The organism is Streptomyces sp. NPDC054796 (assembly GCF_053611545.1).
Genome location: NZ_JBSHAO010000012.1, coordinates 57,657 through 77,815, shown reverse-complemented (window position 1 = coordinate 77,815; position 20,159 = coordinate 57,657). Strand labels below are relative to the sequence as shown.

Genomic DNA, 20,159 nt, shown 5'->3' with positions numbered 1-20,159 from the left:
GGCCGCCAGGCCGGGGGTCACGGGGTCTGGTGCGTGCGGTCGCAAGGCGGAGGGAGGAAAGCGCAGGGGGCACCGCCCAGCCCGCAGGGCCTGGGGGAGGGCTGCGCTGACGACCGACAACGTCGCGAGCGTGCGTGCCAGGCCCCGCGACCCAGACGGGACTCCGAAGACACCCCCTAGACCAGCCCCTCCATGACGGTGTAGTAGCCGCCGGACTGGCCCTCTTCCGTGGGGTGGTAGGACTGGCCGACGTCGGGGACGCTGACGCTGTGGAGCCACCAGTCCGACGAGCAGATCTCGTGCCCGGTGAAGGCCGGGCGCAGGTCGCCGTAGCTGAACCCGTGACTGGTGGCGCGGTCCTGGGTCACGGTGCTGAGGTCGTCGGCGGCGGAGTTGATGGCGGCCCGCGACGCCTCGCTCAGGCCCGCGTCGCACGACCCTTCGAGCTGGTAGAAGCGCGGGTACCCCAGGACGACGACCTTCGCCGAGGGCGCCTTGGCCTTGATGGCGTCGTAGACACCGTCGAGGCGTGCGGGGAGGGTGTCGGTCACATACGCGCGGGCCTCGGCCACCCGCTCCAGGCAGGCGGCCTCACCGTTGAGCGCGCAGGTGGTCATGGTGTCGGCGAAGCCGACGTCGTTGCCGCCGATGCTGATGCTGACCACGCCCGTCGCGTCGCTCAGCGCGTCGAGCTGGCCGGAGAGCACATCGTCGGTCGTCGCGCCCGAGCAGGCGACGAAGTCGAAGGAGGAGGGCGCGTTCGCCGCGCTCCAGAGCTGGGGGTAGGCGTTGGCGCTGCGTTTGCAGTCGCCACTGTCGGGGTCGTAGTCGCCCGCGCCGACTCCGGAGGAGTAGGAGTCGCCGAGTGCGACATAGGCGGGGGCCGCCTCCTGGGCGGCGGCGGGAGTGGCGCCCGCGGTGAGGGTGAGTCCGAAGAACGCGGCTGCGGCTGCTGCGGCAGCCGCCCATCTTTGCGGCTTCATGGCACCTCGTATGGGTGTTGTGGGGGGTAGTTGGAAGACCGAATACCCATCGCGAGACGTGTTCATGTCACATCACGCAACGCGCGTAGCCCCAACTCGCGCGCGCCACACGGAAGTCGGGCTCAGAGGAGGTGAGGGCGGGCGGCGCGCTACTCGGCGAAGACCGCGTCCAGGTACACCCACGCGCCCTCGTGCCGCACGAAACGGCTGCACTCGTGGAGGGACCCGGCCTCGGACCCGGCCTCGCCACCGGCGGTGAAGCGGGCGCGGAAGGTGACGGTGCCCTCGGTGTGGAAGCCGCTGCCGCCCGTGGTCTCCAGGATCTCCAGGCCCGTCCACCGCATGGCGGGGTCCAGGCCGAGGCGTCCGGGGCGGGTGCGCGGGTGCCAGGTGCGCAGCAGGTACGGCTCGTCGCGCACGGCGAACGCGGCGTACCGGGAGCGCATCAGCGCCTCGGCCGTCGGCGCGGCGCCCTGTCCCGCGTGCCACCGCCCGCAGCACTCCCCGTACGCGGCAGGCAGCCCGCAGGGGCACGGCGCCTCCTGGGCGAGGGCGCGGGCGGGCGCGGGAGCGGAGGCGGCTGAGCGGGCGGGACGCCGGGACCTGCGGGGACTCTTCCTGGACATGGCCTCATGATGCGGCACCGGTACGCATCACTCCCCCACACCCCCGTGGAACGCCGCGCAGCCGCTTGTGCCACTTGCTCAAGCCGCTTAAGCCACTTGCATAGGTTGCGTTATTCTTGCGTTCATGACGCGACGACTTGCTCAGGTGGCGAAGAAGGTCGGGGTCAGCGAGGCCACGGTCAGCCGGGTCCTCAATGGCAAGCCGGGGGTCTCCGACGCGACGCGGCAGGCCGTACTGTCGGCGCTGGACGTGCTCGGGTACGAGCGGCCGACGCAGTTGCGCGGCGAGCGGGCCCGGCTCGTCGGCCTCGTCCTCCCCGAGTTGCAGAACCCGATCTTCCCCGCCTTCGCCGAGGTGATCGGCGCCGCCCTCGCGCAGCAGGGCCTCACCCCCGTGCTGTGCACCCAGACCAAGGGCGGCGTGTCCGAGGCGGACTACGTGGAACTGCTGCTCCAGCAGCAGGTGTCGGGCGTGGTGTTCGCGGGCGGGCTGTTCGCGCAGGCGAGCGCGCCGCACGGCCACTACCAGCAGTTGGCGGAGCGCAAGATCCCCGCCGTCCTCATCAACGCGGCCATCGAGCACCTCGACTTCCCCTGCGTGGCCTGCGACGACGCGGTGGCCGTCGAGCAGGCGTGGCGGCACCTGGTCTCGCTCGGGCACGAGCACATCGGTCTGGTGCTCGGCCCGTCCGACCATGTGCCCTCGCAGCGCAAGCTGGCCGCGGCCCGCGCGTGCGCCCGCGCCAGTGCGGGCACGGGGGCGGGTACGGGCACGGCGGCCGGGGAGCTGCCCGACGAGTATGTGGAGCGGGCCCTGTTCTCCCTCGAAGGCGGCCAGGCCGCGGCATCGCGGCTGCTCGCGCGCGGCGTGACGGGCCTGGTGTGCGCCAGCGACCCGCTCGCGCTGGGGGCCGTGCGCGCCGCGCGGCGGCGGGGTCTCGACGTGCCGGGTGACGTGTCGGTCGTCGGCTATGACGACTCGGCCTTCATGAGCTGCACCGAGCCGCCGCTGACCACGGTGCACCAGCCCATCGAGGCGATGGGACGGGCCGCGGTGGAGATGCTGACGGCGCAGATCCAGGGCGGTTCGGTGCCGCCGGGCGAGCTGCTCTTCGAGCCGGAACTGGTGGTGCGCGGCTCTACGGCACAGGTCTCGCGGAACTCCCTCAGGTAGTTGTCAGGCAATTTCACTTCTCGCGCGACATCTTGCGCTCTTCTGTGGGCGGTGCTTGAGTGTGGCCCGCCACACAGCGTTGGGCTGTGGGCTTCCCACGCTCCTGCCCAAGAGGGGTCCACCGATGAGAAGCTCCGGGTTCGGCCGTACGCGTATCGTCCTCGTCCCGCTGACCGCGTCCGCGCTGGTGCTGGCCCTCGCCGGGTGCGGCGCCGGCGGTGACGACGCGGCAGGGGGCAAGACCCGTATCACCGCCAACTGCATGCCGCCCAAGAGCGCCAAGACCGACCGGAAGATCTTCGAGCAGGACGTCGCGCGGTTCGAGAAGCTGAACCCGGACATCGACGTCACCGTCCACGACGCCTTCCCCTGCCAGGACCCCAAGACCTTCGAGGCGAAGCTCTCCGGCGGGCAGATGGAGGACGTCTTCTATACGTACTTCACCGACGCCGAGCACGTCGTCGACATCGACCAGGCCGCCGATCTGACCCCGTACCTCAAGGAACTGAAGGGGTACGAGGACATCCAGCGGCAGCTCAAAGACATCTACACGGTCGACGGCAAGGTCTACGGCATCCCCCGCACCAACTACTCGATGGGCCTGCTCTACAACCGCGAGCTGTTCGAGAAGGCCGGGCTCGACCCCGACAAACCCCCCACCACCTGGGAAGAGGTCAGGGCAGCCGCCAAGAAGATCGCGGGCCTCGGCAAGGACTACGTCGGCTACGCCGACTACAGCGCCCAGAACCAGGGCGGCTGGCACTTCACCGCGGGCGTCTACGCACAGGGCGGCGACGTCGTCAGCGAGGACGGCAAGAAGGCCACCGTCAACACCCCCGAGGGCAAGGCGTGGCTCCAGAACCTCAAGGACATGCGCTGGCGCGACGACTCCATGGGCAGCAAGCAGTTGCTCATCATCAACGACGTCCAGCAGATGATGGGCTCGGGCAAGCTCGGCATGTACCTCGCGGCGCCCGACAACATCCCGCTGATCGTCAAGCAGTTCAAGGGCTCGTACAAGGACCTGGCGCTGGCGCCCATGCCCGGCGGCGAGGGCACGCTCATCGGCGGCGACGGCTACATGTTCAACAAGAAAGCCAGCCCGGAGCAGATCCGCGCGGGCCTGAAGTGGATCGACCACATGTTCCTGACCCCAGGACAGGGCTTCCTCGGTGACTACGAGCGTGCCGCGAAGCTCAAGACGCCCGTCGGCCTGCCCGAGCCACGGCTGTGGAGCGGCGAGAGCGATGCCAAGGACCAGGAGATCAAGAAGAAGTACGCCAACGTGCCGGTCGGCAACTACCGCTCGTTCGTCGAGGGCAACCAGGACCTGACGATGAAGATCGAGCCGCCCAAAGCACAGCAGATCTACTCCGTCCTCGACGGCGCCGTCTCCGCTGTCCTCACCAAGAAGGACGCGGACATCGACGCGCTGCTCAAGGAAGCGGACAGCAAGATCGACGGCGTGCTGGCCAGGGGCTGAGGCCGGTGAAGACCGTCCAGGGCGGCTCGACGCCCCCCGCCCACGCGACCCCGCCGCCGTCCGCCGCACCCGGTCTCCCCGGCGCCCCGCCCTCCCGTCGCGCGGGACACGGGGGCCGGAGCGGGCACGGCCCTGTGCAGGGAACCGGACCCGGCGGGCGGCGCGCGCGGCTGCGCCGCAGGCTCGGCGACCAGGCCAGGGCCTACGCCTTCCTGGCGGGCGGCCTGCTCTGCTTCGCGCTGTTCTCCTGGTACCCGGCGATCCGCGCCGTGGTCATCGCCTTCCAGAAGTACACCCCGGGCGCGGCCCCCGAGTGGGTCGGCACCGCCAACTTCACCCGCGTCTTCCAGGACCCCGAGTTCGCCGCCGCCTGGCGCAACACCCTCACCTTCACGGTGCTCGCGCTGCTGATCGGGTTCGCTGTGCCGTTCCTCATGGCGCTGGTGCTCAACGAACTGCGGCACGCCAGGGCGTTCTTCCGCGTCGTGGTCTATCTGCCCGTCATGATCCCGCCCGTGGTCAGCGCACTGCTGTGGAAGTGGTTCTACGATCCGGGCGCAGGGCTGGCCAACGAGGCGCTGCGCTTCCTGCACCTGCCGACCTCGAACTGGTCCAACGGCGCCGACACCGCCCTCGTCTCCCTCGTCATCGTCGCGACGTGGGCCAACATGGGCGGCACCGTCCTCATCTACCTCGCCGCGCTCCAGGGCATACCCGGCGAGCTGTACGAGGCGGCCGAGCTGGACGGCGCGAACATCTGGCAGCGCGTACGGCACGTCACCGTCCCGCAGACCCGCTTCATCATCCTCATGCTGATGCTGCTTCAGATCATCGCGACGATGCAGATCTTCACCGAGCCGTTCGTGATCACCGGTGGCGGCCCGGAGAACTCGACGGTCACCGTGCTCTACCTCATCTACAAGTACGCCTTCCTCTACAACGACTTCGGCGGCGCCTGCGCGCTCAGCGTGCTGTTGCTCGCCCTGCTCAGCGCCTTCTCCGCGCTCTATCTGCGGTTCACCAGATCAGGAGACCCGGACTGATGAGTGCCAGAACCCGAGCAAGAGCAAGTGCGAGAACCGGAACCAGCGCCCAGGACCGGGCCCGTGCCGTGCGCACCCTCGTCTCGCCGCTCGCCCTCGCGAGCCGCCGGGGCAGGGCCGCCTACTGGAGCGTGTTCAGCGGCGTCGTCCTCGCCTTCGCGCTGGCCTTCCTCTTCCCCGTCTACTGGATGGTCTCCGGCGCGACGAAGCACCCGGACGAGCTGGTGCGCACACCGCCGACGCTGTTCCCGGAGAAGTTCGACCCCACCAACTACGCCGACGCGTGGGCCAGCATGGGCCTGGCCAGACACCTCACCAACACGGTGCTCCAGGCGTCGGGCGCGTGGCTGCTCCAGCTCGTCTTCTGCACGGCCGCCGCCTACGCGCTCTCCAGACTGAAGCCCGCCTTCTCCAAGGTGATACTCGGCGGCATCCTGGCCACGCTGATGGTCCCGGGCCAGGCGCTGGTCGTACCGAAGTATCTGACGGTCGCCGATCTGCCGCTCATCCACACCAACCTGCTCAACGACCCGCTGGCGATCTGGCTGCCCGCCGTCGCCAACGCCTTCAACCTCTACCTGCTCAAGCGCTTCTTCGACCAGTTGCCCCGCGACGTGCTGGAGGCCGCCGAGATCGACGGCGCGGGCAGGCTGCGGACACTCTGGTCGATCGTGCTGCCCATGTCGCGCCCCGTGCTCGGCGTGGTCTCGATCTTCGCGCTGGTCGCGGTCTGGCAGGACTTCCTCTGGCCGCTGATGGTCTTCTCCGACACCACCAAGCTGCCGATCAGCGTCGCGCTCGTCCAGCAGGCGCAGGCCATGCCGCTCAGCCAGCTCATCGCCGCCATGGTCATCGCCAGCGTCCCGATGGTCACGCTGTTCCTCGTCTTCCAGCGGCACATCATCGCGGGCATCGGCGCCGGAGCCACCAAGGGCTGAGCCCTTCCCCCGTCGCGCCGTCCCGCTCCACACCGCACGTCCCACCCTCCGTCCCCGGCGAGCACAGGCCGCGGGGCCCACCGCCCACGCCCGAAAGGACCCACACGTGGCAGCGAACCGTCCGGCAGAGGCCACCGACGACTGGTGGCGCTCGGCCGCCATCTACCAGGTGTACGTCCGCAGCTTCGCCGACGGCGACGGCGACGGCACCGGCGACCTCGCGGGCGTACGGGCGAAGCTCCCCTACCTCGCCGAACTGGGCGTCGAAGCGCTGTGGTTCACGCCCTGGTACCTCTCCCCGCTCGCCGACGGCGGCTACGACGTGGCCGACTACCGCACCATCGACCCCGCGTTCGGCACCCTCGCCGAGGCGGAGAAGCTGATCGCCGAGGCACGGCAGCTCGGCATCCGCAGCATCGTCGACATCGTCCCCAACCATGTCTCCGACCAGCACCCCTGGTTCCGTGCCGCGCTGGCCGCCGGGCCCGGCAGCCCCGAGCGCGAGCTGTTCCACTTCAGGGCCGGGCGCGGGGAGCACGGCGAGCTGCCGCCCAACGACTGGCCCTCGCAGTTCGGCGGTGAGACGTGGACCCGGGTGCCCGACGGCGAGTGGTATCTGCACCTGTTCACACCGCAGCAGCCCGACCTCAACTGGGCGCACCCCGCCGTGCGCGAGGAGCACGAGGACGTGCTGCGGTTCTGGTTCGAGCGCGGCGCGGCGGGCGTACGTATCGACTCGGCGGCGCTGCCCGCCAAGGACCCCGCGCTGCCCGACTTCGTCGAAGGCAGGGATCCGCACCCCTACATCGACCGCGACGAGCTGCACGACATCTACCGCTCGTGGCGTGCCGTCGCCGACGAGTTCGGCGGCATCTTCGTCGGCGAGGTGTGGCTGCCGGACTCGGAGCGCTTCGCCCGCTATCTGCGCCCCGACGAGCTGCACACCGCCTTCAACTTCGCGTTCATGAGCTGCCCTTGGGACCCGGTGAAGCTGCGTGCCGCCATCGACGACACCCTCGCCGAGCACGCCCCCGTCGGTGCCCCGGCCACCTGGGTGCTGTGCAACCACGACGTGACACGCACCGTCACCCGCTACGGCCGTGCCGACACCGGATTCGACTTCGCGGCCAAGGAGTTCGGCACCCCCAGCGACCTGGCTCTCGGCACCCGCAGAGCCCGCGCGGCGGCGCTGCTCTCCCTCGCCCTCCCCGGCTCCGTGTACCTCTACCAGGGCGAGGAGCTGGGCCTGCCCGAGGCCGACATCCCCCGCGACCGCATCCAGGACCCGATGCACTTCCGCACCGGAGGCACCGACCCGGGACGCGACGGCTGCCGGGTGCCGCTGCCCTGGAGCGAGGGCGCGCCCTGGTCAGGATTCGGCTCGACGGGCGAGCCGTGGCTGCCGCAACCCGAGGACTGGCCGTCCTACGCCGCCGACCGGCAGACCGCTGACCCCGGCTCGATGCTGAGCCTGTACCGCGCGGCCCTGCGCATCCGGCGCACGGAACCGGGCTTCGGAGACGGGCCGCTGCGCTGGCTCCCCGCCGAGCGGGGCGTCCTCTCCTTCACCCGTACCGAAGGGCTCGTCTGCGTCGTCAACCTCGCCGACGAGCCCACCGCGCTCCCCGGTCACACCGGCGTCCTGCTCACGAGCGGCCCCCTGGACGGGGACGGCCGCCTCCCCCGGGACACGGCGGCCTGGCTCCGCGCCTGACGCGTCCCGCCGGAACGCCGGACGCCCCGCCCCAGCCCCCGCCCCGCTTCCGTACAGCACGGATCACTCCCGCACGGCGAACAGCGAACAGGAGGAGAGACAGATGCGAAGACGACCAACGAGCGGACCTCCCCCGGAACGACAACGGCCGGGCGAACGGCTGAGGCACCGGCTCCGTCGCACCCTGCGCGGAGGGCGGCGGGCGCGGCGCGCGGCTGCCGTCCTCGTCGCCGCGAGCATGGCCCTGGTGGGCGTGCCCGCGCTCACCGCCTCGGCCGTGGGCGGACCCGACCTCGCGGCGGGCAAGAAGGCGTCGGCGAGCGGCTCCGAGAGCGCGCACGGCGCCGCGCACATCACCGACGGCGACGCGTCGACGTACTGGGAGGGCGGGGGCGGCGGCTTCCCGCAGTGGGTGCAGGCCGACCTCGGCCGGAGCACCCGCGTGGACGAGGTCGTCCTCAAGCTCCCGCCGGGCTGGGAGGCGCGGAAGCAGACCCTCTCCGTGCAGGGCAGCGCGGACGGCACGAGCTTCACGACCCTCGACGCCTCGGCCGAGCGCTCCTTCACCCCCGGTGCGGCCAACACCGTGAAGGTGTCCTTCCCCGCGGCCCAGACCCGCTACGTACGGCTGAACATCACGGCCAACACGGGCTGGAAGGCGGGGCAGCTCGCCGAACTGGAGGTGCACGGGGCCGGGGAGTCCACGGCGAACCTCGCCGAGGGCAAGAAGCTCACGGCCAGCAGCGTCACACAGACCTACGCGGCGGCCAACGCGGGCGACGGCGACCGGAAGAGCTACTGGGAGAGCAAGAACGGCGACCTCCCCCAGTGGATCCAGGCCGACCTCGGCGCCTCTGTGCGCGTGGACCGCGTCACCCTGCGGCTGCCCGCGCACTGGGAGAGCCGCGAGCAGACGCTGAAGCTCCAGGGCAGCCAGAACGGGGAGACGTTCTCGGATCTGTCGGCCTCGAAGGTTTACACCTTCGAGCCCGCGAACGAGGGAACGGTGACGATCCCCTTCGACACCACCACGACCCGCTACGTACGCGTGCAGGTCAGCGCCAACACCGTCCAGCACGCCGGGCAGCTCGCCGAGCTGGAGGTCTACGGCCCGACGGGCGGCGACACCCAGGCACCGTCGGCGCCTGCGAAGCTGGCGTACACCGAGCCGTCCGACGGGCAGATCAGGCTCACCTGGGAGGCCGCGACCGACAATGTGAAGGTCACGGGCTACGACATCTACGCCAACGGCGAGCTGCGCACCAGCGTGGGCGGCGATGTCACCGCGTACACCGACACTCAGCCGAAGGGCACCACGGTCTCGTACCACGTGCGCGCCAGGGACGCGGCGGGCAACCAGTCGCCTGACAGCGACACCGTCACCCGCGAGGGCTCGGGCGGTGACACACAGGCACCCACCGCACCCTCGGGGCTGACGCTCAGCGAACCGGCCGCCGGGCAGATCAAGCTGAGCTGGCAGCCGTCGAGCGACAACGTGAAGGTCACCGGATACGGCATCTACGCGCACAACAAACTGCTCAAGAGTGTCGCGGGCGATGTCACCACGTACACCGACACCACCCAGCCGGCGGGCACCACCGTCTCCTACCACGTGCGCGCCAGGGACGCGGCGGGCAACCAGTCGCCCGAGAGCAACACCGTCACCCGCACCGGGTCCTCCGGTGAGGGGTCCAACCTGGCCGTCGGCAAGCCGATCACGGCGTCGTCGTATGTGCACACCTACGTCGCGGAGAACGCGAACGACAACAAGACCTCGACGTACTGGGAGGGCGCGGGCGGCAGCTATCCGCAGACGCTCACCGTGAAGCTGGGCGCCAACGCGGACGTGAGCGAGCTGGTGCTGAAGCTCAACCCGGACAGTGCCTGGGGCGACCGCACCCAGACGATCCAGGTGCTGGGCCGCGAGCAGAAGGCGACCTCGTACAGCAGCCTGGTGGCCGCGAAGGAGTACGCGTTCAAGCCGTCCGGCGGGAACACCGTCACGGTTCCCGTCGGGGCGCGGGTCGCCGACGTGCAGTTGAAGTTCACCGCGAACAGCGGCGCACCGGCCGGGCAGATCGCGGAGTTCCAGGTCAACGGCGTGGCCGCGCCCAACCCCGACCTGGAGATCACCGGTCTGACCGCCTCGCCCTCGGCACCCGTCGAGACGGACAAGGTGACCCTGTCGGCCACGGTGCGCAACAGCGGCACCGAGGCGTCCCCGGCAACCGATGTCGCCTTCCGGCTCGGTGACACCAAGGTCGGCACCGCCTCGGTGGGCGCGCTGGCGGCCGGTGCGTCGACGACCGTCAGCAAGGAGATCGGCGAGCGGGAGGCGGGCAGCTACACGCTGAGCGCCGTCGTGGACGAGGCGGAGGAGGTCATCGAGCAGAACGACACCAACAACACCTACACCAGCCCGGACCCGCTGGTCGTCAAGCCCGTCTCCAGCTCCGACCTGGTCCCCCAGGTGAGCTGGTCGCCGGGCTCGCCGTCGAGCGGTGACACCGTCACCTTCTCCGTCGCGCTGAAGAACCAGGGCACACGTGCCTCGGCCGACGGTGCGCACGGCATCTCCCTGGAGGTGTTCGACGACAAGGGCCAGAGCGTGCGCACCCTCACCGGCTCCCACACGGGCACGATCGGCGAGGGCAGCACCACGGAGCCGGTGCGGCTGGGCACATGGACGGCGGCCAACGGCAAGTTCTCGGTGAAGACGGTCGTCGCGGACGACGCCAACGAACTGCCGGTCAAGCGGGAGAACAACACCCGCACCGAGTCCCTCTTCGTGGGGCGCGGCGCCGACATGCCGTACGACACGTACGAGGCGGAGGACGGCGCGACGGGCGGCGGCGCGAAGGTCGTCGGGCCCAACCGCACCGTCGGCGATGTCGCGGGCGAGGCGTCCGGGCGCAAGGCCGTGACCCTCGACAACACCGGTGAGTCGGTGGAGTTCACGGCCAAGGCCGCCACGAACACGCTGGTCACCCGCTTCTCCATCCCGGACGCGCCGGGCGGCGGTGGCATCGACGCGACGCTGAACGTCTACGTCGACGGCGCGTTCCTCAAGTCCATCGACCTCACCTCCAAGTACGCCTGGCTGTACGGGGCCGAGGCCGGTCCGGGCAACTCGCCGAGCGCGGGCCCGGCACGGCACATCTACGACGAGGCCAACGTCATGCTGGGCAAGACTGTCCCGGCGGGCAGCAAGATCAAGCTCCAGAAGAACAGCGCCAACACCTCGAAGTACGCGATCGACTTCGTCAGCCTGGAACAGGCCACGCAGAACCCCAACCCGGATCCCGCCGCGTACGCGGTCCCGGCCGGGTTCAGCCACCAGGACGTGCAGAACGCGCTGGACCGGGTGCGGATGGACACCACGGGGAAGCTCGTCGGGGTGTACCTGCCCGCGGGCGACTACCAGACGTCCAGCAAGTTCCAGGTCTACGGAAAGGCCGTGAAGGTGGTGGGCGCCGGGCCGTGGTACACCCGCTTCCACGCCCCGTCGGGCCAGGAGAACACCGACATCGGCTTCCGCGCCGACAACACGGCGAAGGGTTCCTCGTTCTCGGACTTCGCCTACTTCGGCAACTACACCTCACGCATCGACGGCCCTGGGAAGGTCTTCGACTTCTCCAACGTCTCCGACATCGTCATCGACAACGTGTGGAACGAGCACATGGTGTGCCTCTACTGGGGCGCGAACACCGACAAGGTGACGATCAAGAACTCCCGTATCCGCAACATGTTCGCCGACGGCATCAACATGACGAACGGCAGCACCGACAACCTCGTCTCCAACAACGAGGCGCGGGCCACGGGTGACGACAGCTTCGCGCTCTTCTCGGCGATCGACGCGGGAGGGGCCGACATGAAGGACAACGTCTACGAGAACCTGACGTCGATCCTGACCTGGCGCGCGGCGGGTGTGGCCGTCTACGGCGGCTACAACAACACCTTCCGCAACATCCATATCGCGGACACGCTGGTGTACTCCGGAATCACCATCAGCTCACTGGACTTCGGCTACCCGATGAACGGCTTCGGCACCGATCCGACGACCTTCGACAACATCTCGATCATCAGAGCGGGCGGCCACTTCTGGGGCTCCCAGACCTTCCCCGGGATCTGGTGCTTCTCGGCCTCGAAGGTGTTCCAGGGCATCCGCGTCAACAACGTGGACATCGTCGATCCGACGTACCACGGCGTCATGTTCCAGACCAACTATGTGGGAGGGCAGCCGCAGTTCCCCGTCAAGGACACCGTGTTCAGTGACATCTCCATCACCGGAGCGCGCAAGAGCGGCGACGAGTACGACGCCAAGTCCGGCTTCGGCATCTGGGCCAACGAGATGCCCGAGGCGGGGCAGGGCCCGGCGGTGGGCGAGGTCACCTTCAACGGCCTGCGCATGAGCGGCAACGCACAGGATGTCAAGAACACCACCTCCACCTTCAAAATCAACATCAACCCGTGAGCACGTGACACGGTTCGCACGACAGCACCCCGCCGACCGCCGCCCGGTCCCCGCGAAGTGGGCCGGGCGGCGGTGTGCGGCCGGGTCAACGAGGGTGCGCCCGGGTCAAAGAGGGGGCGAGGCGGAGTTCGCGGCGGGCCGTGCCGTGGCTCCCTTCGGGTAGTGGCGGCGCAGGTTGGCGGCCAGGACGCGGTCGAGCGCGCGGTCGGACAGCATCGGGCCCAGGCGCATGACCAGGGCGGCGTCCCGGCCCGCGGTGTAGCGGGTGCGTGGCCGGCGGGCCGTCACGGCCTTCGCGATGACCCGGGCGGCGGCGTCGGCGGTCAGACCCGACGCGGTGCCCGAGGCCATCAGCTTGTTGTTCGCCCGGACCAGGTCGCCGTAGCGCTCGTGCTGCTCCGGTGTCATCCGGGCCGCCAGGTCGTTCGCCGTCGCGGCCCCTCGGGCGGCGATCTCCGTGCGGACGCCGCCGGGCTCGACCACGACCACCTGTACGCCCAGCGGCCCCACCTCACGGCGGAGCGAGTCGCTGACGGCCTCCAGGGCGAACTTCGCACCCGCGTAAGCACCGTATGTGGCCATGGCGTACTTGCCGCCGACCGAACTGATGTTGACCACTCGGCCCCTGCCGCGCAGCAGTGCGGGCAGGAGCGCCTGGGTGACGGCGATGTGGCCGAACAGGTTGACCTCGAAGACCCGCCGCCACTCCGCCAACGGCAGGGTTTCGACGGGGGCGTTCACCTGGATGCCCGCGTTGTTGACGAGCGCGTGCAGCGTGCGCGGGTCGTCGGCGACCCGCGCCGCGAGCGCCTCCACCTGCTCGGACTCGGTGATGTCGAGCATGACCGGCTCGATGCCGGGCGCGCGGATGGCGTCGGCGTCACGCTCGCGTCGCACACCGGCCAGCACGTGGAACCCCCGGCGGGCCAGCTCGCGGGCGGCCGACGCGCCCATGCCGGTGGAGGCTCCCGTGACGACGGCCAGCCGTCGAGTCTCAGTTGACGTTGTCATCTTGGTTACCGTACTGATTCAGATGACGCTGTCAACTGTATGATGGGCGCCATGGTCACCCGCGCGGAATCCGCCGCCGCCACCCGTCGCACCCTGCTCGACTCGGCCGCCGAGCTTCTCGACCTCGGCGGCCCCGAAGCCGTCACCCTGCGCGAGGTGGGCGCGCGGGCAGGCGTGAGCCGGGGCGCGCCGTACCGGCACTTCACGGGCAAGGACAGTCTGCTGACCGCCGTCGCGACCGAGAGCTGGGAACGGATCGCCGACCAGGTCCACGCCCTGCGTGCCGACGCCGCGCTGTCGGCCGCCGAGAGGCTGCGCGGCGCTCTCCGGATCCTCATCGGCGTCGGCCGGGAGCAACCGCACCTGTACCAGATGCTGTTCAGGCGCCCGGGACACCGTCCCGAAGAACTCGGCGAAGGACTCGGCGATGGACTCGGCCGCGTCCAGCGTCAGTTGTGCGGCCCGGCGGACGACCCGGCCGCGGACCGCGCCCGCGCGGCCGGACGCTTCCAGGACGAGTTCCTGGCCATCGTCACCGACCTCGTCGGCAAGCGGAACACAGAGCACTACGGCGCACTGCTGCTCGCCAGTGCCCACGGCATCGCGGAGATGGAACTCAGCGGCCACCTCGGCACCGACAAGATGCGCACCACTCCCGACGAGCTGGTCGACACCCTCGTCCGCATGGTCACGGACACCGGCGGCGGGCGGCATCCCTCCGAGGCGAAGCCCTCTAATATGTAGCCACGACAACAGCACAGGGAGCCCGGCTTGCGAAAGCTCAGCTACTTCATCGCCGCTTCGATCGACGGGTTCATCGGGGACCCGGACGGCGATGCGGAGTTCTTCACCCAGTACGTGGACGAGGAGTACTTCGACTTCCTCACCTCCGAGTACCCGGAGACCCTGCCCACCCACGGACGGCAGCATCTGGGCATCGACGACCTGGAGAACAAGCGGTTCGACACGGTCATCCAGGGCCGGGCCAGCTACGACCTGGCCCTGGGCATCGGCGTCACCAGCCCGTACGCGCACATGCGCCAGTACGTGGCCTCGCACACCCTCAAGGAGTCGCCGGACCCGGCGGTGGAGATCGTCTCCGGCGACGTGGCCGCGAAGGTCCGTGAGCTGAAGGCCGAGGAGGGCGCACTCGGCATCTACCTGTGCGGCGGCTCCCGGCTCGCGGGCGAACTGCGCGACGAGGTGGACGAACTCGTCATCAAGACCTACCCGTTGATCCTCGGCTCCGGCATGCGGATGTTCGCCTCGGACTTCCGCCTCGACCGCTTCGCACTCGGCTCCGTGCGGACGTTCGGCAACGGTGTGACGGTGCGGACGTATGAGCGGGAGAGCTGACGGAGGCCCGGCCCGTCAGGTCGCGCTGCGCTCGCTCGTCTCGCGCAGATCGCGTTCGACGGCGCGGTTGTACGCGTCGTCGGGCCGCCCCGCCGCCGTCCCGGGGCGCCCCGCGCGCAGCAGCTCCTGCCAGCGCTCCGCGCTCCAGTCGGCGGCGTCGGTCGTGTTGAGGAAGTCCTCAACGCGGGCGAGGAAACCCACCGGGTCGGCGTGGAAGGGGAAGTGGCCCACCCCGTCGAAGATCTCCAGCCTGCTGCCGGGCATCGCCGCGTGCGCGCTGTACGCGTGGCGTACGGGCACCACGCTGTCCCGCGAGCCCCACAGCAGCATCGTGGGCATCCCCTCGGCCAGATAGCAGCGGTCGAGCATGGTCACGACCTGCCCGCGCCAGTCGACCACGGCGCGCAGCGTGCGGATGAAGGCGCTGCGTGCCGAGGCGTCGGGCAGCGCGTCCACGAGGTTGAGCAGGTCGGGCGCGTCCTGTCCGAGATCGGTGTCGAGCAGCCGCGCCAGCCGGGCGAACGTCCGGGTCTGCCGGCGCATCCCCGGCAGCGTGAGTGCCGACAGCAGCAGATCGGCGCCCGGCAGGGAGACCGCGCGCAGCACGGGGTTGACCTCGACGCCCACCCCGCCGGTGCTGACGAGCACCAGCCGCTCGGTGCGCTCGGGGAACTGGTAGGCGAACTGCATCGCGACCCCGCCGCCCAGTGAGTGCCCGACCAGCGTCACGCGGTCGATCCCGAGGGCCCCGAGCAGGTCGCGGAGCCCGTTCGCGTAGGCGGCGACGGAGTAGTCGGCGCGGGGCTTGTCGGAGGCGCCGTGCCCCAGCAGGTCGGGGGCGACGACGGTGTGCCGTCTGGCCAGGCCGGGAATGACCCCGTTCCAGGTCGCCGAGGAGTCGCCGATGCCGTGGAGAAGCACCATCGCGGGTCCCTCCCCCGCCGTGCGGTACGCGCGGCGGTAGCCGTGCACCACCCGGTACCGCAGCCGGACGTCCCCTTCGGCCACCGGCCGCAGCCGTCCCGCTCCCGGCACGGACCCCACTCTGTCGCCTCCCGGCTCGGCTCCCCGGCCGCCTGTTCGCCCGGGCACGCCCCTTGATCCGAGCGTAGAACGCTGTCCGGGCACGCGGGGTTTCCGCCGGGTTTCGCCCGGGATACGGCCGCGAAGGGCGGGTGGTCGGGGCCACGGGTGACGCCTGTGCCGCGTCGCGGACCGCGAACACGGCACAGTCCCCGCGGCGTCGCCCGCGAATTCTGTGAGAGGCATTGACGCCGTTCGCCGGTTCCCTATCATCCAGGTTGCTCGATACTTCGGCACATGTTCGATATGACGAACACACCCGAAGTGCTCCACTCGCCCAGCAGCGCGCCTCCGGTCACGCCCATCGAAACGGCCAAGCCGCAAGGAGCCACCCGCTATGCCTGTGCCATGGCCTCGTCGGCCCCGCGTCGTCACGCGGCGGCAGCCACCACCGGCCGTATCGAGCACCACGTCGACCGTCAGAACAGCCTCCGATGTGGCCGACCGGAACCGCTCACTCAAGGAACGAGAGGTTCTCATGCGCAGAAGAAAATTCAGCCGCAAAACCCTCCCAGGGGTGCTCGCCGCCGCGATGACGGCCCTGGTCGCGTTGGCGGCGATGCTCGTCGCCAACAATCCGGCCCAGGCGTCCGCCAGCGCGTGCTCCCTCCCGTCGGCGTACCGGTGGTCATCGACGGGTGTGCTGGCGCAGCCCGCGAACGGGTGGCTCTCGCTCAAGGACTTCACCACCGTGACGTACAACGGCAAACACCTGGTCTACGCGTCCAACGTGTCGGGATCGTCCTACGGCTCGATGACGTTCACCCCCTTCAGCAACTGGTCGGACATGGCCTCGGCCGGCCAGAGCGGGATGAACCAGGCCGCGGTGGCGCCCACACTGTTCTACTTCGCGCCCAAGAACATCTGGGTGCTGGCCTACCAGTGGGGCGCGTGGCCGTTCATCTACCGCACATCGAGCGACCCCACCAACCCCAACGGCTGGTCCTCGCCACAGCCCCTGTTCACCGGCAGCATCTCCGGCTCCGACACCGGACCCATCGACCAGACCCTGATCGCCGACGGCCAGAACATGTACCTGTTCTTCGCCGGCGACAACGGCAAGATCTACCGGGCGAGCATGCCGATCGGGAACTTCCCCGGCAGCTTCGGCTCCTCGTACACGACAGTCATGAGCGACACGAAGGCCAACCTGTTCGAAGGCGTACAGGTCTACAAGGTCCAGGGCCAGAACCAGTACCTCATGATCGTCGAGGCGATGGGCGCGAACGGACGCTACTTCCGCTCCTTCACCGCCTCCAGCCTCAACGGCTCGTGGACCCCGCAGGCCGCCAGCGAGAGCAACCCCTTCGCGGGCAAGGCCAACAGCGGCGCCACCTGGACCAACGACATCAGCCACGGCGACCTCGTCCGCGACAACCCCGACCAGACCATGACCATCGACCCCTGCAACCTCCAGTTCCTCTACCAGGGCAAGTCCCCCACCGCGGGCGGCCCCTACAACCAACTCCCCTGGCGACCGGGCCTCCTCACCCTGCAACGCTGACCACCCCCGGTTAACGGCGCTCGCGGTTCCGGGCCCGGAACCGGACCCGGAGCAGACGCGAACGCCCCACGTGCGGCGCCCCAGCACACCGGGGCGCCGCCCCACGCATACGCGGACTCGGGCTCGCCACCGGGCCCGCGCACTTCGGCTCGCGTGCGTGTCAGGTGCCGAGCAGGTCGATGAGGTGGTCGTCCAGGTCCGCGACGAAGCCCTCCCGTCGCCACGGACGCAGTTGCCTGCGGGCCTCGCGCAACCGGAGCGCGGGCACCCGGCCGCCCATGCCAGACGCCGCCTCGACGCACAGGTGCAGAAGCTCCGTGGCCGCCTTGGCGTCTCCGAGGCGCAGCCGGGCCAGGGCCTGATCGACACGGACGATGGAGCGCTGTACCTGCTCCCGGGGCGCGGTGAGCGCTGCGACGGAGGCGGCGAACTGCCGGTGCGCGGTCTCGGCGTCACCGACGTACAGCTCGTACAGGCCCTCGAACCCTTGGAGATGACTGGTCGTGAAGCTGCTCGGCACGGGATCGCCGTGCTGGTTCTGGCCGAGGTCGTAGCGGGCGAGGGACAGGGCTGCCTCGGCGTGGCGCCGCTGACCGGCGCGGGCGGCGATCTCCGCTTGGAGGGCATGGGTGCGGGCGCGGACGGTGACGCTGTCGCCCGCGCGGGCGTCGCACACCGCCGCGTCGACGAAGGCGCGGGCGGGGCCGAGCCCGCGCGGAAGACCGTCCCGGTCGCGGCCGGGCGTTCCGTACAGGGTGACCAGGGCGTGGCTCATGTGGACGGAGGCCCGCCGCCACGGGGGCAGCACGGCGGCGGCCGCGGTCGCCGCGTCGTACAGTGCCGCTGCCGCCGCGTCATCACGTGTCTCGAAGGCCAGGCGCCCCGCGAGGGTGAAGGCGGCAGCCGCCACCTCATGCATCGCGGGCCGCAGCGGGGCGGGCAGCTCACCGCCGATGAGGCGGTGACACGCGTCGACGGCGGGAGCGAGGAGAAGCTGGAGCCGTGCGAACGGCATCGAGCTGACCTGTGCGTCGACGTCGGCAACCAGCGCGCCGAGGTGCACCGTCAAGTCTTCGTCGGTGCGGGTGGGGTCGGCGAGCGCGGCGGCGAGCGGTGCGCGCACCGATGGGGACAGCAGAGCCAGCAGGCCGCAGCCGTCCGCCGTAGCGATGCGCACCATCAAGTCGCGCAGATTGCGCAGCTCTTCCTCGCCGACTCCGAAGTGCGCGAGAGCGTCGCAGAGTTCTGCGAAGTCCGAGCCGGCCCCGAGCGCCGTCTCGCCGCTGGGAGAGTGGCCGTAGTGGAGGGCGAGGAGGTGGCGGTAGCGCGCGCCCGGCGGGACAGGCCGTGCCGCTTCCCAACGGGCGACGGTGCGCTGCACGCTGGCCTGGCTCGCGGCGAGCGGCTGACCGGTGCGGGTCGAGTGCTCTCGCAGAGCGCGTGCGAGATCGGCCAGGGACATGCCGCGATGGCGGCGCAGCGACTTCATCGTCGTCGCCGCCATCGCGCGATCCGCCTCGCAGTTCGCCTCGCTCATGCCGGTATGGTGCCCCGTTCCGCTGTCTATACGGGCACGATCAGGCGCGGCTGCCCCTTCCGGGTGGCGTAATCGAGGGTCTGCCAGGTGCCGGACCGGGGCCCGGCGGCGAGCGGGAAACCGATGGTCATGTCGCTGTGATCGACCATCCACCGGTTGCGGGCGTGGAAGGCGGCCGTACCGACCTGCTCGGCGCGCAGTTCCACGACGTCGTGGATGCGCTCCCCGGCGCGGGCGACGGCCCGGCGGGCATCGTCGGGCTGCTGGTCGAGAGTGTTGGGCACGACGACGGTCAGGAGGGCGCTGCTCTCCTCAGCGAGCCACAGCAGGGCCAGGCTGTCGATGCCCTTGGCGCCGCCGATGTAGAAGTGCGTCCGGCCATGGGCGAAAGGCCCGAGATAGTCGGCGAAGAGCCGGGAATAGTCGGCGTGAGGGCGGTGCCCGGTGGAGCGGGTTCCTGTGATGGTGACCGCGCGGCCCATGGTCGACTCCATGTCATAGGTTGTCATATCCCCTGCGGTCCCGGTCCGCGATGGGATCGCTGCGTGACCACCGACAGCGCGAGCAGCGGCCTCGCACATTTTGCCGCCGAACTACGCGCGCAGAGGCTCCCCCTCGCCGAGCCCGGCGAGCGCCGCCTGTGCCCGGCAGGCCCGGTAAGCCCGCGAGTGACCGATTTTATGAGCGTAGCGGGAGACCGCTGCGTGACCGACTACGGGTACGAGGCAGGCGAGCGCGATGACGAACAGCGCAGCGCAAACCGGGTTGCCTCCCCGCTCGCGACTCCCCGCCCAGCCGGTGGTGCGTCTTGGGCACCGCCTGCCGGGGTCGTCGCCGAGTTGATGCCTGCCGGGGTCCATTGGGATGGGGTCCAGGTGCCCGCGTATCTGGGGGAGCGGGTGCTGGCGCGGCTCGGGCGGGAGTCGGGGGCGGTGATCCGGGACCCGTACGGGTGTCGGCTCACCTGGCTGGTGCCGCCCGGTGCGACGCGGGGGTGGGTGGTGCCGGAGACCTCGTGGGTGCAACTGCTCAGCACCGCGCAGCATGTGACGGTTCCGCCCGGCTGGTGCACCCGCTCGGCCTTCACACACTGGGTGCGGGGCTGGGCCGAGCACGGGCTCACGGATGCGCGGCTGCTGTACGTGGTGCTCGACGCCGTGATCCGTGCCGAGCACGGGCCCCGCGACGATGTGAGCAGGGGTGGGCGGTGAGTCCGCGTTGCGTGCGTTGCCG

Annotated in this window: 15 protein-coding genes and 1 pseudogene; 10 read left to right on the top strand and 6 right to left on the bottom strand. The window is 70.3% G+C overall.

Annotated elements, in window-relative coordinates:
• Positions 1-176: 176 nt before the first annotated feature.
• Both ACWGJ2_RS12925 and ACWGJ2_RS12920 read right to left on the bottom strand, forming a co-directional pair.
• Positions 177-983 carry an SGNH/GDSL hydrolase family protein gene (locus ACWGJ2_RS12925; RefSeq protein ID WP_453346099.1) on the bottom strand — a complete coding sequence of 269 codons (807 nt, stop codon included), beginning with the start codon at positions 981-983 and terminating at the stop codon, positions 177-179.
• Between the two features lie 149 nt (positions 984-1,132).
• Positions 1,133-1,609 (bottom strand): YchJ family protein, encoded by a 477-nt coding sequence (locus ACWGJ2_RS12920; protein WP_453346098.1) that lies wholly within the window; start codon positions 1,607-1,609, stop codon positions 1,133-1,135.
• A 124-nt stretch (positions 1,610-1,733) separates the two neighbouring features.
• Between ACWGJ2_RS12920 and ACWGJ2_RS12915 the strand changes: the two genes are divergently transcribed.
• The 6 genes from ACWGJ2_RS12915 (at position 1,734) to ACWGJ2_RS12890 (ending at position 12,435) form a co-directional block, all read left to right on the top strand.
• The gene (locus ACWGJ2_RS12915; protein ID WP_453346097.1) at positions 1,734-2,783 is read left to right on the top strand and encodes a LacI family DNA-binding transcriptional regulator; all 1,050 of its coding nucleotides are present in this window, start codon (positions 1,734-1,736) and stop codon (positions 2,781-2,783) included.
• Between the two features lie 124 nt (positions 2,784-2,907).
• Positions 2,908-4,266, top strand: a complete 1,359-nt coding sequence (locus tag ACWGJ2_RS12910; protein WP_453346096.1) for an ABC transporter substrate-binding protein — start codon at positions 2,908-2,910, stop codon at positions 4,264-4,266.
• A 5-nt stretch (positions 4,267-4,271) separates the two neighbouring features.
• Positions 4,272-5,309 (top strand): carbohydrate ABC transporter permease, encoded by a 1,038-nt coding sequence (locus ACWGJ2_RS12905; RefSeq protein ID WP_453346095.1) that lies wholly within the window; start codon positions 4,272-4,274, stop codon positions 5,307-5,309.
• Positions 5,309-6,247 (top strand): carbohydrate ABC transporter permease, encoded by a 939-nt coding sequence (locus tag ACWGJ2_RS12900; protein ID WP_453346094.1) that lies wholly within the window; start codon positions 5,309-5,311, stop codon positions 6,245-6,247. Before ACWGJ2_RS12905 ends, ACWGJ2_RS12900 begins: the two co-directional genes overlap by 1 nt.
• A gap of 106 nt (positions 6,248-6,353) precedes the next feature.
• Positions 6,354-7,961 carry a glycoside hydrolase family 13 protein gene (locus ACWGJ2_RS12895; RefSeq protein ID WP_453346093.1) on the top strand — a complete coding sequence of 536 codons (1,608 nt, stop codon included), beginning with the start codon at positions 6,354-6,356 and terminating at the stop codon, positions 7,959-7,961.
• A 238-nt stretch (positions 7,962-8,199) separates the two neighbouring features.
• Positions 8,200-12,435 (top strand): discoidin domain-containing protein, encoded by a 4,236-nt coding sequence (locus ACWGJ2_RS12890; RefSeq protein ID WP_453346186.1) that lies wholly within the window; start codon positions 8,200-8,202, stop codon positions 12,433-12,435.
• Positions 12,436-12,540: 105 nt separating this feature from the next.
• Here the strand turns inward: ACWGJ2_RS12890 and ACWGJ2_RS12885 are convergent, their stop codons facing one another.
• Positions 12,541-13,446 carry an SDR family oxidoreductase gene (locus ACWGJ2_RS12885; protein WP_453346092.1) on the bottom strand — a complete coding sequence of 302 codons (906 nt, stop codon included), beginning with the start codon at positions 13,444-13,446 and terminating at the stop codon, positions 12,541-12,543.
• 51 nt (positions 13,447-13,497) lie between these two features.
• On the opposite strand from ACWGJ2_RS12885, the gene ACWGJ2_RS12880 reads away from it, so the two are divergent.
• Together ACWGJ2_RS12880 and ACWGJ2_RS12875 are read left to right on the top strand one after the other, a co-directional pair.
• Positions 13,498-14,190, top strand: coding sequence for a TetR/AcrR family transcriptional regulator (locus tag ACWGJ2_RS12880; protein ID WP_453346091.1), 693 nt, complete (start codon positions 13,498-13,500; stop codon positions 14,188-14,190).
• 27 nt (positions 14,191-14,217) lie between these two features.
• Positions 14,218-14,802 (top strand): dihydrofolate reductase family protein, encoded by a 585-nt coding sequence (locus ACWGJ2_RS12875; protein ID WP_453346090.1) that lies wholly within the window; start codon positions 14,218-14,220, stop codon positions 14,800-14,802.
• 15 nt (positions 14,803-14,817) lie between these two features.
• On the opposite strand, the gene ACWGJ2_RS12870 is transcribed toward ACWGJ2_RS12875, so the two are convergent.
• Positions 14,818-15,837 carry an alpha/beta fold hydrolase gene (locus ACWGJ2_RS12870; protein ID WP_453346089.1) on the bottom strand — a complete coding sequence of 340 codons (1,020 nt, stop codon included), beginning with the start codon at positions 15,835-15,837 and terminating at the stop codon, positions 14,818-14,820.
• A 649-nt stretch (positions 15,838-16,486) separates the two neighbouring features.
• Between ACWGJ2_RS12870 and ACWGJ2_RS12865 the strand changes: the two are divergent.
• Positions 16,487-17,389 (top strand): annotated as a pseudogene (locus ACWGJ2_RS12865) (non-reducing end alpha-L-arabinofuranosidase family hydrolase); the annotation flags it as partial.
• Between the two features lie 160 nt (positions 17,390-17,549).
• Here the strand turns inward: ACWGJ2_RS12865 and ACWGJ2_RS12860 are convergent.
• Positions 17,550-18,926 carry a hypothetical protein gene (locus ACWGJ2_RS12860; protein WP_453346088.1) on the bottom strand — a complete coding sequence of 459 codons (1,377 nt, stop codon included), beginning with the start codon at positions 18,924-18,926 and terminating at the stop codon, positions 17,550-17,552.
• Between the two features lie 26 nt (positions 18,927-18,952).
• Positions 18,953-19,435: a hypothetical protein gene (locus tag ACWGJ2_RS12855; RefSeq protein WP_453346087.1), complete on the bottom strand. Its 483-nt coding sequence runs from the start codon at positions 19,433-19,435 to the stop codon at positions 18,953-18,955.
• A 366-nt stretch (positions 19,436-19,801) separates the two neighbouring features.
• On the opposite strand from ACWGJ2_RS12855, the gene ACWGJ2_RS12850 reads away from it, so the two are divergent.
• A complete protein-coding gene (locus tag ACWGJ2_RS12850) occupies positions 19,802-20,137 on the top strand; it encodes a hypothetical protein (RefSeq protein ID WP_453346086.1) in 336 nt (111 codons plus the stop codon).
• The last annotated feature ends 22 nt before the right edge of the window (positions 20,138-20,159 follow it).